Raw genomic sequence first — 13,839 nt, 5'->3', positions numbered from 1 at the left:
ATCGGACAGCTCCCAGTCGCTCCGTTGTGTCTCCGCCAACGTGCAGTCCTCAGACGGTTACCAAGCAATTGCTCGGAATACGACAGCGGTCCTCCTGTCGAATTGTACTGTCCCGCTGAAACACTGCTAGAAGCGGTATCCGGAACGGATCGCCCGTGTGCGTCGTATCACCGATGGGGAGGACGGTCCGTATCGTGCTCGGCGACGGTCTCGAGCAATTCCACGAGCGCGTCGGTCGCGGCATCGAGAAGTTCCTCGCCTAGGTCGGCGCTTGCCTCGCGCGGATCGCCGACGACGCCGTTCTCGGTAAACTCGGCTGAGTCGAACGCGAGATTGACCCGTCCCTGCCACTCACCCCATCGGTCGCTGGCTTCCGCTGCCGCGTCGTCGAGGCGATCCTCGCGCACACAGTCCGGGTTCGCGTGCTGGAGCAATGCTGTCTCCAGCGGCCCGCCGTGTCCCATGCGAGACGCGTGGTCACCGACCTCGTCGAACCAGGTGAACGGGACCGCGTACGCATCGTCGTGGCGTGTGATCGTTCCCGCGACTTCCCGGAGCGCAGTGATGTTTCCACCGTGACCGTTCACCAGCACGACGCGATCGAAACCGTGTGACGCCAGACTCCTGACGATGTCACGGACGTACGACCTGAACGTCGATTCGGACGTCCAGAGCGTTCCGGAAAACTGTCTGTGTTCCTCAGCGATACTGACTGGGACTGCCGGCGATACGACGACGGGGTCGGCGAGCCGTTCGGCGGCGGACTCAGCGACCGTTTGGGCGTTGAGCGTGTCGGTACCCAACGCTGCGTGCGGGCCGTGCTGTTCCGTGCTACCGATCGGGACCATCGCTAGATCCGTCGCGACGGTATCGACGTCGGTCCACGTCGTGCGCTCGAGGTGCATGTACTGGCTGGTGTTCGCGGAAGCGCATAAAAACCTGTCCTCCCCGACACTTACAAGCCGTGACACCCGGAGATGCAGTATGAACCGCAGCCGCGTTACGCATACGGCTACCGAGCGCCGTCTCGTTCGATTGCCGTCCGGATCCGACATCTCTGTTACCGTCCACCGATACGAGGGTAGCCCGGGTCCAACAGTGTACGTGCAGGCCGCACAGCACGGAATCGAACTGAACGGAACTGCCGCACTACGACGACTCCACGATCACCTGCTGTCTACCGAAATCGCAGGGACAGTGCTCGTAGTGCCCATCGCGAATCAGCGTGCGTTCGACCACCGATCGTACGTCACCCCGCAGGCCCTCGACGCGGTCAACTCGAATATGAATCGCGTCTGGCCAGGCAACAGCGAGGGAACGCTGCAGGAACGCGCAGCCAGACGACTGTGGTGTCTGTTCGAAGATGCCGACGCCGTACTCGATCTCCATACCGGGGCCGCAGACATGCTGGAACACGTCCGCTTCCACGACGACTCGAAAGCGCTCGCAGAGGCGTTCGGTACCGAACACCTTCTCGTTGACACCCTCGAGGAAGGCGCAGCCGATCGTGATTTCAGCGGAAAGCTACGGACGGCCGCTGCACGAGCAGGTATTCCAGCGATCACGCCGGAACTGTCGAACAGCAGGCAGGTAGACCACAGCGCGGTACAGCGGGGAGTGGCGGGAATCCGGAACGTACTTCGCGAAATGAATATTTTAGACGGCGAGCCAGACACTCCTTCCACTCGGACCGTGTTTCGGAGTGACGATGACTGCATCAGGGCCGAAAAGTCCGGTTTCTTCGAGCCCAACCCCGACATCGAAGTCAGCGACCAAGTGTCACCGGAGACGGCGCTGGGGGCAGTGTATAATCCATCAACTTTCGAGGAACTGCAAACGGTGACAGCGCGCAAAAGCGGAATAGTCTACTCACTCACGAGAGGAGCTGCCGTCGCAGCCGGTGAGAAACTCGCCCATATCGCGGAAGTCGCCTGAACGGTGCGGATACAAGATGACCGGCAGCGTCGAACGTAGTGCATATAGTAGCCACTGAAACGATTTACACACTGATCGCGACGCAGCCATGCGGTCAGGTGTGCACTGACTTTCAGTGGCTACTATAGTTCATGTCGATGTCCCCTGCAACGACCGCAACTGGACTCCGTCCTGAGAAGCACGTGCCCGACACGGAGGAGCGGACTATCTTCGTTCGATTATCTCCCCCTCTGTAAACACCCCCCATATAAACGGATTCTTTATTTCGCATTTATGCTTATATACCCGAGGAATGGAATGAGATGTAATACCATGGGCGTCAGTACCTCATTCAAAGAACTTTCCCAAGTGGTCGGGCGATACGAATCGGATGGCGGGAGGATCCGACGTATCGAAGCGGAGTTGCCCAACCAAGACTCCGAATCCGGGTTAACGGCCACACTCGACGTTCCGCTCTCCCCGTGTTCGGGAGAGGAATCAGGAACGGAGACATCGCCACAGACAGCAACGATCACAGACGACGGTGGGGTGCAAATAGAGTTCTCCCGGTCGATGCTCCCGGAGATAGACGAGTACGTTCCCAAAGGAGTGTCAACTACCACGGAAGACGCTCGCGTGACCGACGACGGCACAGTAGTAGCGACGCTCACGCTCACTTTCGAGGCAGAGGGGGAACACCGGCGTTCCGAATCAGCAGCCACCCAACACCGCAACTCTCAGTCCCGTCCAACAGCAGTCACTACCGAGAGCGACGACGTGATCAACGACGAGCCAGAACCCGTCGACGCGAGTACTGCGACGGCGGCTCGCGGAGAAGCGGTTGACGGCTCAGACGGTATCGATGAACACGGAAACGCCCAGACAGCGACCGAGGAATCGGCGAGCGGTCAGGACGAGATCGCAGAGAAACTCGACGCCGCACGGTCGGCGGACCTCCCACCGTATGAGGACGACGACTACCTCCAGTGTCTGTACGATTCCTTCGACACGTTCGCAGAGATGGCCGAACACATCGAGATGGACGTCGCCTCGGAGACCGTTCGTCGGTACATGACCGAAGCCGGCATCCACCAACCGATGTCGTACGCAACGGCCGACGAAACCGAGACGGCAGACGAGGCCGAGATGGACGACTGCACGGCAGACGGCAGCGTAGCGGCGGACACCGGTGACACAGTCGACGGGACAGACGAGCCGGCAGCCGAGACGGAGTGTTCCGAGGACTCACAGTCGTCATCCGGATCGACAGCAGAACAGGATCTAGCAGCCGAAGAAGATGACCCGCTCGAGAGCGTCTCCAATACACAGCTCGCTGCCGACGGGCTCGGTCTCCCGGACGGCCTCACGATCGAAGAGGTGGTGAGTGCCATCGAGTCATCGATGACGCTGTACGACGTACAACGACAACTCGACCTCAACCGGGAACGCACACAGAAGTTGCTAAAACAGCTCGATCTGATCGATCTCGCCATGCATCGACTCTCGCACGACCCGGATCAGGAAGTCACCCGCGAAGAGATCGCCAGCCGGATCCGCAGCAGTGCCATCAGCGGCTGATATCGTGATTCTTCGTACACGCCATCGCCGCAGTGGATCAATCAGCGAGACGGGGATTTCGCGAAGCGAGACTACGCTCGACGAGACATATCTATTCTGAAGTGCCTCCCCTGAGACTGCCGCTGTAACTCCGTACTATAGTAGCCGCTGAAAGTTATTGTACACCTGATCGCACGACTGCATCGTGATCAGTGTGTGAATCGTTTCAGCGGCTACTATAGGAATCGTACCGACACCGCACATCTGGACTGCGTCGACTGATCGCCAATCGAAATCAACAGTGCGCTTTCCGCTTCCCTCTGTGGCTCGTGTCCCGTCCATTCGTCCCCGCCCTGACTGCTCACCGGTTTATATTGAGGTTCACTATCACAGGTTAACTGTTTTGAATAGGTATGTCAATTGCTGTCTTGTATGACACAGTGGGACGAATCACAAACGCAGGCAGTGAGTTCAGATATTACGGAGAAGTCGAACGCATTACCGGCGAAGTATTTTACTGAGCCGGAGTACCTCGAGGTAGAGAACGAGAAGGTGTTCGGCGAGTACTGGGTATACGCCGGCCACGCCAACTGCATCAAGGAAGCAGGTCAGTACTTCACCCGGACGATCGGCGGTCGGCAACTGATCGTCGTCCGCGGTCACGACGGGGATATCAAGGCGTTCGACAACGTCTGTGCCCACCGCGGCTCGAAGATGGTCGAGGACACGCCGATGACCGACCCCGGTGATGCAAAGCGAATCAAATGTCCGTACCATCTCTGGACGTACGACCTCGAGGGGGAACTCAAAAGCACACCCAGGAGCTTCGACGAAGCCGGTCTGAATCCCGACCTCGAGGACGAGGACGTCCAAGAGTTCGACGCCGAAGAGAACGCCCTGAACGACGTCCACGTCGACACCATCGGCCCACTGATCTTCGTGAACCTGAGCGAGGATCCAATGGCGCTGGCCGAACAGGCCGGCGTCATGAAAGACCGGCTCGAGGCGCTCCCGCTCGGAGAGTACGAACACGCGACCCGAATCGTCTCGGAAGTCGAGTGTAACTGGAAGGTATTTGCGAGCAACTATTCGGAGTGTGACCACTGTCAGGCCAACCATCAGGACTGGATCAAGGGCATCTCGCTCAACGAATCCGAACTCGAGGTAAACGATTACCACTGGGTGCTTCACTACACCCACGCTCAGGACGTCGAGGACGAGATGCGGATTCACGACGAACACGAGGCGCAGTTTCACTACCTCTGGCCGAACTTCACGGTCAACATGTACGGCACCGCCGACGGCTACGGCACCTACATCATCGATCCGATCGACACCGATCGGTTCCAGTTGATCGCGGACTACTACTTCCGCGACAGCGAACTCTCCGAGGAAGAACGCGAGTTCGTCCGCACCAGCCGCCAGCTCCAGGAGGAGGATTTCGAACTGGTCGAACGCCAGTGGCAAGGGCTCAAGACCGGCGCGCTCGCGCAAGCCCAACTCGGCCCCAACGAACACACCGTCCACAAGTTCCACCAACTCGCACAGGAGGCGTACGACTCGTGATCGCACCGACGACCGACCAACGCTCACCAGCACTCGAAACGGAATCAGCTATTCGACACCTATGAGCACGCAAGACCAAGCACCGTACGTTGCGGCCTGTCCGGAGTGTGACGTCGATCTGCAAAGCGAGACGCCAAACGAGATCGTCGAGTTCTACCGGCGTCACTATCGCGTGACGGGACACGACGTGGAGTTCGAACGTGCACAGATAGAGTCGGCCGAGGACGTCACGAGCGACGATCTCAAGGAGGTCATCTGGCAGCTACAAGATCAGTACGAGAACGGCGTCCCGATCGGCGTCGTCGCGGCGGTGATGGCCGACCACGGGGCCTCGATCGGTGAGACGTTAGACGAGATCCACGATGTGCGGATGACCGGCGGCCTGTACGAACCCCAGGACGATCACCTCGGTGCGTTCTGACCGACTGCTCCCGTTTGTCCCACGGAATCAGCGGCTCGCGTTCGATTTGAAACGCCAGATGTCTCGGCTCTTCGTCGCCGCTCGTCGCGACAGTTATTCTTCTCGATCGGTCGTGTCCGTCTCGGGCCACTTTTCCTCGGGATCGACCGGTTCCACCGCGCGAACGAGTTCGTCTTCGGTGTAATCGCGGTCCTCGAGTCGCATGCTCCGGATCCGCCACTGGCGGCTCAGTTCCGGTTCGCCCTCGGGCCCGACTCGTCCGCCGTGTGTCCTGAAGAACGCTCCGCCGCGGCCCAGCCGCTTTCCCTCGTACGTGTGCTGGTCGAAGACAGCGTCGTACGTTCCGCCGGGCTCGAGTTCGTCGCCGGGATAGTCGTAGCGGGGCTCGCGGCCCTCCTCGCGTGCGACTGCACGGTCTTCGGAGAGTTCGCCGAAGTAATCGTCGGCGTGTGCGGCCTCCCGGGACGACGGTGCTCGAGCAGCCGCCAATGCCGCGTGGACCGCACAGAGCCGTCCGCGCCAGGAGTCCGGCGACCACCGTTCGTTGGCCAGTTCCTCGTACCGAGCCACCGTGAGCGCGACCTCGTGGCCGGCACGCAAGTCCTCGACGACGTAGAGGTTGATTCGGTCCCAGAAGTTCCAGGCGTATCCCGAGCGGGCCAGTTCCCACGCGGCCCACGCCGCGACCTCCTCGTCGGATCGCCGAACCGCCTTCTGGAGGAGACTCGAGACGACGTAGCGGTTCGCCCCGGATTTGGTCTCGTTCTCCTCGAGTTCGTCGCCGAAGTCGTCGCGCTCGGGACCGGAGTCGGAATCGTCGTCCGTCGCGTCCTTCTCGTCGGTTCGGAGTTCTCCCTCGGTGCCGAACGTGGCTTGTTTTCTGTCGTCCATACTCGGTTCTCTCGTCCGTCGACCGAAATAGCTGACTGCTTCAACCGACGGCCAGGCACCGACTCACGCCGGCCGACCATACTCGACGATCGGGATCGGCACCGCACTGATCGCGAACTGACCGAGCCCGCACGATCAAGCGGGTCGGGTGCGCTCGTGAAACCCATCGTGTCGGCCAGATTATCGCTTGAGTTTACGACCGCCGCGAAGCAGTGAGTGGTCTCCATGAGGCCTCGTTTCCCTCGCGAACACGGGCACGCCAGCTGATTCGAGTCGCGAAACCGGGCTGATTTCGAACACGGCCGTATGATCCTCGATTGCGAAATCGATTGCTCGTCGCTCGCGGCTGGTAACATGACGGCCCGATCGACCGGAAAGCACCGCCAGAACTCCGGCGCAGAAGAGACCTTGCAGTCCGGACTTCAGTTTCTGCTCGTCGTGCCGAATCAACCTCGAGGATCGGGTCGAACAGTCAACGGCTGATAGTGCGCTGTTCTCCCGGTCTCAGTTTTCAATTCGGTGACCGGCCTCTATGTGGCACTCTCCCGTCCGATTACGGCGCATGGTCTACCTCGACAGATCCATTACATGCTTATGCTTGTAATTCCAATGCGTTACGACTGCTGTCTCACTGGTGAATCCGAATACAGTATCAAGACGTTGGCCGGAGAGTTCCCGTTCCATCAACGAAATGTGCGATTTCGAAGATGTTGTGTTTCACAATCCCATCTCGCGAAGATTTCACAGGCGGTACGAGGCGGATGCCACGGGGCTTGACCCCGAGGCAGTTGACGTACAGCAGTAACCACCGGACAGACAGACGATCCTATGTAACGCTCACTTCGAGTGGATTGAACGACAACGGTACCAGTTCCCCGACCGTCAATCCGCTCCGAGCGCCGGCACGTGCCCACAGAGATTGTATATCGGCGTGGGTCGTTCGTGCGGTTCGCCCTCGTCTATTTGAGTTTGGACAGCGCATCTCGTGCTCGCTGCCAACCTGGCATATGATACTCGTAGCGGTATGAAATGACGAGGCAACTGCATCGGAGAGGCGATATGCTTGATAACATGAGACACCTGTCATCGGCAAATTCGTGGTCAAGATAGCTGGTCATGAGCCGAAACCCGGCTGTTCTACTCTTCGATAAGTGTGGACGACAGTAAATTTCTCATTCCTCGGCGCAGCCGGCCGCTCATCGCTGTCGAAGAGACGCCGACTTCGTCGGCAACGTCCTCGAGTGACATCTCACGCGGTTCGCTGAAGTATCCCTTTTCGTACGCGATCTCGAGGGCCATCTGTTGTTCTTCTGTCAACCCGAACGAACTATCGGAGCCGCCCCGCCTTTTTTCGTAGAGTTCGAGCAAACTGAAACTGATGTCGTTTTCCCTCGCACGTTCCCACACCGTGTGAAGTGCGTCTCGGCTCGGTAGCTGTGCCTGAATCAGCCATCCTTTATCTTTCGTCTCTGCTTGCAAGAGGAATCCGTTCACTTGGGTTACAGCCGGGCTGATCAGTTTGGCTTCGTCTGTGTGCCGTATATTATATATGGTTATGCCATCAGTATTATCTATCTGTTCGTAATCGCTTACAGTATGATCCGAGTCGAGTGCGGCTTCTAGCGCTTCGATATCGTCGTACTCGATCACGAACGGGAACGTACCGGAATCCGGATCAGTCGTCGCTTGGTGGATCACCCGAATACGGACGCCATCGAGTTCGTGCAGCGTCGGAACGAGCGCGATATTTTCGTGTTCGATGTATGATTTCGCTGTTATTGGCATGTTAGTATCCGTTTTCTACTCGAAGAGGGATGAATGGAATCGCTGGTCGAATACCATATGGAACTGCCTGTTTGTTGCTGTCCAAAAACTATTGCTCTCATTATTGACGGTATGCTCGCAGTTTAACTACTTCCTGTATCGGTACCAACGCTCTGAGAACATAAATCACTATGATATGACGGGCCTACCTCCGGAAGCGCGGCGGAGCGGTTCAGTATACCGGTATCGTTATCTGGGGGAGAACCCAATGACGGACCATGCGACGATCCGTTTTTTGTACCGTGAGTAAATCGATTCTGGACCCGATGTACCACACGAGTGCTACAGGTAGCTGATGTCTGCTGACGATACTCGGACGTGCAAGATAGATCGAGTGTGTGAAAAGTGGGGGCTCAACGGCGTCGACACGAAGCTACGGGAACGGCGACAGCATTCCGATGCGAGCCTTCGAGACCTCGAGCGGTACTTCAATCAGCGAGTTCTCGAGGCTGCGATGCGAGACGCTAGAGTCGAAATAGTCGAGGGCGAAGTCGAGAATATATATCACCTCCTCACTGCCGACGACGTGAGCTCGGGTTCGAAAGTCGAAGTAAACGACCGGCTCAGACGATCGGGGGTAGATCCGGAAGCAGTCAGGGCAGACTTTGTTAGCTACCAGACTATCCGAACGCATCTACAAGACTGTCTCGGAATGGACACGTCTCACGACCCGACTGTGAATATTCCCGATGCAAAAAATACAGTCTTGAAACTATTATCTCGGACGGAGGTCATCACCGAGCGGACGATCGACCGACTTCGCTCTGCTGGTCATGTGAGGATCAGCGACGTGGACGTAACGTTGAGCCTCCGAGTTGCCTGCACGAAGTGTGGAGAGGAATATACGTTCTCTCGGCTGCTAAAACGGGGCCGTTGCAACTGTGCTGCTGATCCCGAGCAATGACTGGTTGCATAAGATTGAAGATTATGGAGTTTTAGTATTCGGGTAGTGACGTGTCGCATACTATCGAATGCTGAACTACCATGTCATATAATAATACGACAGCAACCGATCACACTGCCGTAGAACTCGGTGATCTTCGTATCCACGTTCGTAATATTGGAGGGATATCGGAGGGCAAAGCGACGCTCTCACCCGGTGTCACGCTACTCTCGGGAGAAAACGCGTCGAACAAATCGTCCTTTTTACGCGCACTGTCTGCTGTTCTCGGGGGGAACGATCCGAAATTGAAGAGCGATGCTGACGAGGGGTACAGCAAACTCGAAACCGACCGCGACGACTACTACGTCAACGTAACGACGGAGGACGGAAACTCGGTTGTCTCCGATGCCAACCGCGTGTCCGATCGGAAGCAACTCTGTGAACTGTTCGTCTCGCTCGATGAAACGAACCCTGTTCGACGAGCTATCGTCAACGATGATGATTTGTATGACTTACTGATGAGACCGGTCGATACCGAGGAGATCGAATCGGAGATCGATCGCCTGCAGGCCAGAAAAAACGAGATCGATAGCCGCCTCGAGGAAGTAGACCGGATGGAAGATCGCCTTCCGACGCTCCAGACGGAAGCCGAGAGCGTGCGAGAAAAGATACGGAACGTCGAGGACTCGCTAGAGACAAAACGCGAGGGTATCGAGCAAAGGGATGGGAGCGGAGGGACAGGCGAGGGACAACAGATACTCGAGAAACTTAAACAGAAACGCACGGAGCGGGAGACGATCCGAGACCGAATCCGCACACAAAAAGCGGCGTTGGAATCGCTTCGTGACGATCTCGATGAAAAATCGGAAAAATTGACCGAGCTGCAAGGTGCCGACGAGACGCAGGACCTCGACGAGATCGAAACCGAGATCGAGCAGTTCCACCATCAAAAGCAGCAGTTGACGACGACGATCAACGCGCTGAGTCCGATCGTCGAGATGAACGGACAACTGCTGGACGATGAGACCGATATCCCCGATCAGATGACGTCCGACGATATTATCAGCGAACTCGATCCGACGACCCGGACGATCACGTGCTGGACGTGCGGGAACACCGTCGAACGGTCGGAGATCGCAGAGCAGGTCCGGGTCGTCAAGCAGATCCTCGAAGAAAAACGAAACCAACAGCGTCTGCTCACTGATCGGATCGAGTCTCTGGAAGGCCGGAAACAACAACTCGAAGCGCAACGCGAGAAGCGCACCCGGCTCACAGACAACAAACAGTCGATCGAAGAAGAGATCACGCATCGAGAGCAACAACTCGAGGAGCTCGAGGATGACCGAGCGGCGCTCCAGACCGAGATCGAGGAGCTGCAAACGAAGGCCGAAGAAATCGACGAGGGGAACGACGAACTCGTCGAACTACACGGCGAGGTAAGCGATCTCGAGTACAAACGCGGCCAGCTCGAGAACGAACTCGCCGACATCGAGACGGAGATCGAACGGATCGAGTCAGCACGCGCCGACCGTGACGATCTCAAGGCCGAGCGCGAGTCAATATCCACGCAGCTTCAGGAACAGCGCGATCGGATCGAAACGATCGAGCGCGATCTCGTGTCTGCGTTCAACAAATCGATGCAGCAGGTGATAGACGAGTTAGCGTACGAAAACATCGAGCGCGTGTGGATCGAACGGCTCAGGGATACGACGGCGCGATCGACTTCTCGGACCGATTTCGAACTACACGTCGTGCGGTCGACTGCCGATGGGGCTGCCTACGAGGATACGATCGACACGCTGAGTAAAAGTGAACGCGAAGTTATCGGTCTCGTCGTCGCGCTCGCTGGGTATATCGCACACGACGTGAGCTCGGAGCTCCCGATCGTCGTTATCGATGCCGTAGAGATGCTCGACGCGGACCGTATCGACGGTCTTTTGACGTATTTCGAACAGCACGCTGACTACGTCGTCGCAGCGGTTCTCCCCGAGGAAGCCGACGAACTCGACGCCAGGTTTCCGTCTATTCTTACCACCGCGTCGTTCGATACAGTAACGTAAGTACGGGCGTCGTCTCGATCGATTTTCCGTCTCGGCACTCGTATCGTCTTCCTACCGATCCGTAGTGGTCATTGCTCGAACCGTCCGGATCGCAGCGACGTTCTCCGCGACGTCGTGGACGCGAACGATATCCGCACCTCGCTCGGCCGCCATAGTCGTCGTTGCGACCGTTGGCAGGAGTCGTTCATCGAGACTACAGTCAACGCGCTCGAACATGGACTTGTGGGAATGACCGACCATGATCGGGCAACCGAGGGCACGGAGTTCACCTAGCCTGTCGACTAACTCGAAGCACTCTGTGGCGGACTTGCCGAAGCCGAGTCCGGGATCGACGATGATCTGATCGCGATCGAGTCCCGCCCGTTCGGCGAGCAACACTCGGTGGCCGAGTTCACGGATGACGTCGTCGACGACGTCATCGTACGTCGTCGATCGGTCCGGATCGACCGGGGCATCGACGCTGTGCATTACGACGACCGGCACGTCGTGGTCGGCAGCGACAAACCGCATATCCGGATCCGCCAGTCCGGAGACGTCATTGATTATGTCCGCACCCGCCTCCAGGGCGGCGTCTGCGACAGCCGCCCGTCTCGTATCGATAGAGATTGGCACGTCTGTCCCGGAGATACGTTCGATAACCGGGATTACGCGCTCAAGTTCCTCCTCGACCGTAATCGGATCGGCTCCGGGCCGAGTACTCTCGCCGCCGACGTCGACGATGTCCACGCCCGAGGAAGTCATTTCACGGAATCGTCGGACGGCATCTTCCACCTGATCGTACTGGCCACCGTCGTAGAAACTATCCGGAGTGACGTTCAGGATACCCATGACTGCCGTGTCAGCATCCCAGGGATACTGGTCGGCCTCCTCGCCCTCGCTGATGAACTCTCCGAACCGTTCCGAAACGTACGAAAGCCCCAGTTCACTGTTCTCGATCGCGTCGGACAGACGGTCGTACTGAGCGACAGTTCCGGAGAGGACGACGGAGACATGTCTCCCAGGGGAATCGATCTCCGAGACGGCACACGTCCCACCGATAGATTGCATCGTCTGCTGGAGATACGCTGCCTGTTTCTCGCGCAATCGGGTTTTGAACGTATGGGTGACAGTGTCTTTAGCGACGTGGTCGGTGAACCCGTCTTGAACGGAGGCTTCCGAGAGGATAGATCGCGCGGCGTCGAGTGTCTCAGCTTGTTTTGGGATCTGGAGCTGCGTCCACCGATCGCGGGCTTCGGCAACGACGTACAGCGAACCGGTGACGAGCACGCAGTCGTCGGCGTCCGCCGAGTCGAGCGCTCGTTCGACCGCCGTCTGTACCGTCTCATCCCGCTGGATCTGGGTTGCAGACGTCTCGAACGCACCCGTCAACGTGTCGAAGGACGCGGCCCGGCTCACAGCCGGCTGACAGAGGTGAAGCACGTCCGATTCGGGCAGTGCTGCCGCCATTCTCGAGTGGTCCTTCTCTTTCATCGCGCCGAAGACGAGGTGGAATCCATCGAACTCGTACCGGTCGACGAGATCGGTGAGCGTCTCGCATGCGGCCGGGTTGTGAGCACCGTCGAGGATCACCAGCGGGTCGGTCGACATCACTTCGAACCGGCCAGGCCAGTGAGCACTGCGGAGTCCGCGCTCGATCGCCCCGGTCTCGACGGTTGCGACTTGTCGGGCGAGAGTCGCCGCGATTCCGGCGTTCGTCGCCTGGTGCTGGCCGAGCAACGGGCTCTTCGTCGAGACAGTCCACTCCGGACCACGTATCGAGACGGTCGTCTCGACCTGTGAGGTCATGTCGCCCTCTCGAGCGATGATGTCGGTCTCGGCTTCGCCCACAGTAACGACCGCCGTCTCGGTTCGGATCGCCTCGAGCGCGTCGCCAACGGCACTCGTTACGAGCCGTTTTCCCTCCGGTGAGACTTGGGCTTTGTCTCGGGCGATCTCTTCGACCGTCTCGCCGAGGACATCGGTGTGCTCGAGGCTCACGTTCGTGACGGCACTGGCCACCGGCTCCACGACGCTCGTCGCATCGTGCCGACCGCCGATACCGACTTCGAGGATCGCGACGTCGACGTCTTGGCTGGCAAAATGCTGGAGTGCGAGTACGGTAAGTACCTCGAAGTATGTCGGGGAGTCACCGTCGCCGCGCAGTCGAGAGAGATACGGTTTGATTTCCTCGGTGAACGATCGGACGAAGTCCTTCGGGACTTTTTGCCCGTTGGTCCGGATCCGCTCGCGGAAGTCGTTCAGGTCCGGAGACGTGTACAGACCGACATCGAGGCCGGCCTCCCGCAGTACCCGCTCGAGCATCATCGCTGTACTCCCTTTCCCGTTTGATCCCGCGATCTGGACGCAGTCGACTCCCTCGTGTGGGTTTCCGAGAGCGGATAGCATCCTCGCGGTCGTCTCCGTCCCGAGTTTTGGCCGGGAGCGATCCAGACGTTCCAAATAGTTGACTGCCTCGTGGTACTCCATGTCAAATACGGGTTCGGTATCGGTATTAATGTATTGCCGCACCGGTATTTCGGCCGGCTACATCGACGATCTGGCGGCTCTACCGAGAAAATAGGCCTCGAGTCACGGTCGGCTCTACGCAGCATCCACAGGATGTAATGTATTTTGAATATTTGGTTTGGGTACCATCGTTGTCCGATCCCGCTCCGAAGTCGCTTTTCGCGCCGTCTCTGCTGGTCTTTCGGCACCACATTCTGAAAGAGTGCGACCCTCTGCCG

The 13,839-nt window shown here is 58.3% G+C and carries 10 protein-coding genes; 6 read left to right on the top strand and 4 right to left on the bottom strand.

The window, feature by feature from the left end:
- Positions 1-167: 167 nt before the first annotated feature.
- Positions 168-905 carry a creatininase family protein gene (locus tag ACJYUO_RS17685; protein WP_494346657.1) on the bottom strand — a complete coding sequence of 246 codons (738 nt, stop codon included), beginning with the start codon at positions 903-905 and terminating at the stop codon, positions 168-170.
- Positions 906-984: 79 nt separating this feature from the next.
- Between ACJYUO_RS17685 and ACJYUO_RS17680 the strand changes: the two genes are divergently transcribed.
- The 4 genes from ACJYUO_RS17680 (at position 985) to ACJYUO_RS17665 (ending at position 5,458) form a co-directional block, all read left to right on the top strand.
- Positions 985-1,935 (top strand): succinylglutamate desuccinylase/aspartoacylase family protein, encoded by a 951-nt coding sequence (locus ACJYUO_RS17680; RefSeq protein ID WP_494346752.1) that lies wholly within the window; start codon positions 985-987, stop codon positions 1,933-1,935.
- A gap of 273 nt (positions 1,936-2,208) precedes the next feature.
- Entirely contained in the window at positions 2,209-3,492 is a 1,284-nt protein-coding gene (locus ACJYUO_RS17675) for a DUF8073 domain-containing protein (RefSeq protein WP_494346656.1), read from the top strand.
- Between the two features lie 411 nt (positions 3,493-3,903).
- Positions 3,904-5,037: an aromatic ring-hydroxylating oxygenase subunit alpha gene (locus ACJYUO_RS17670; RefSeq protein ID WP_494346655.1), complete on the top strand. Its 1,134-nt coding sequence runs from the start codon at positions 3,904-3,906 to the stop codon at positions 5,035-5,037.
- A gap of 61 nt (positions 5,038-5,098) precedes the next feature.
- On the top strand, positions 5,099-5,458 hold the full coding sequence (locus tag ACJYUO_RS17665; protein WP_494346654.1) for a hypothetical protein: 360 nt from the start codon (positions 5,099-5,101) through the stop codon (positions 5,456-5,458).
- Between the two features lie 93 nt (positions 5,459-5,551).
- Here the strand turns inward: ACJYUO_RS17665 and ACJYUO_RS17660 are convergent, their stop codons facing one another.
- A complete protein-coding gene (locus ACJYUO_RS17660) occupies positions 5,552-6,349 on the bottom strand; it encodes a hypothetical protein (protein WP_494346653.1) in 798 nt (265 codons plus the stop codon).
- A gap of 1,137 nt (positions 6,350-7,486) precedes the next feature.
- Positions 7,487-8,134, bottom strand: coding sequence for a helix-turn-helix domain-containing protein (locus tag ACJYUO_RS17655; RefSeq protein ID WP_494346652.1), 648 nt, complete (start codon positions 8,132-8,134; stop codon positions 7,487-7,489).
- Positions 8,135-8,468: 334 nt separating this feature from the next.
- On the opposite strand from ACJYUO_RS17655, the gene rdfA reads away from it, so the two are divergent.
- Positions 8,469-9,077, top strand: a complete 609-nt coding sequence (gene rdfA / locus ACJYUO_RS17650; RefSeq protein ID WP_494346651.1) for a rod-determining factor RdfA — start codon at positions 8,469-8,471, stop codon at positions 9,075-9,077.
- Between the two features lie 80 nt (positions 9,078-9,157).
- Positions 9,158-11,116, top strand: coding sequence for an archaea-specific SMC-related protein (locus tag ACJYUO_RS17645; RefSeq protein WP_494346650.1), 1,959 nt, complete (start codon positions 9,158-9,160; stop codon positions 11,114-11,116).
- Between the two features lie 51 nt (positions 11,117-11,167).
- Here ACJYUO_RS17645 and folP read toward each other — a convergent pair whose 3' ends face one another.
- A complete protein-coding gene (gene folP, locus ACJYUO_RS17640; RefSeq protein WP_494346649.1) occupies positions 11,168-13,582 on the bottom strand; it encodes a dihydropteroate synthase in 2,415 nt (804 codons plus the stop codon).
- Positions 13,583-13,839 lie beyond the last annotated feature (257 nt).

This window comes from Natrinema sp. CRL1, from assembly GCF_059162405.1.
The sequence above is the reverse complement of the archived record's forward strand: the minus strand, read 5'-3'. Positions and strand labels throughout refer to the sequence as shown.

Bases quoted from the DNA above. Each gene is read 5' to 3' on its own strand.
- ACJYUO_RS17680 (WP_494346752.1), top strand. From the start codon at position 985: ATGAACCGCAGCCGCGTTACGCATACGGCTACCGAGCGCCGTCTCGTT.
- ACJYUO_RS17660 (WP_494346653.1), bottom strand. From the start codon at position 6,349: ATGGACGACAGAAAACAAGCCACGTTCGGCACCGAGGGAGAACTCCGA.
- ACJYUO_RS17670 (WP_494346655.1), top strand. From the start codon at position 3,904: ATGACACAGTGGGACGAATCACAAACGCAGGCAGTGAGTTCAGATATT.
- folP (WP_494346649.1), bottom strand. From the start codon at position 13,582: ATGGAGTACCACGAGGCAGTCAACTATTTGGAACGTCTGGATCGCTCC.
- rdfA (WP_494346651.1), top strand. From the start codon at position 8,469: ATGTCTGCTGACGATACTCGGACGTGCAAGATAGATCGAGTGTGTGAA.
- ACJYUO_RS17685 (WP_494346657.1), bottom strand. From the start codon at position 905: ATGCACCTCGAGCGCACGACGTGGACCGACGTCGATACCGTCGCGACG.
- ACJYUO_RS17675 (WP_494346656.1), top strand. From the start codon at position 2,209: ATGCTTATATACCCGAGGAATGGAATGAGATGTAATACCATGGGCGTC.
- ACJYUO_RS17665 (WP_494346654.1), top strand. From the start codon at position 5,099: ATGAGCACGCAAGACCAAGCACCGTACGTTGCGGCCTGTCCGGAGTGT.
- ACJYUO_RS17645 (WP_494346650.1), top strand. From the start codon at position 9,158: ATGTCATATAATAATACGACAGCAACCGATCACACTGCCGTAGAACTC.
- ACJYUO_RS17655 (WP_494346652.1), bottom strand. From the start codon at position 8,134: ATGCCAATAACAGCGAAATCATACATCGAACACGAAAATATCGCGCTC.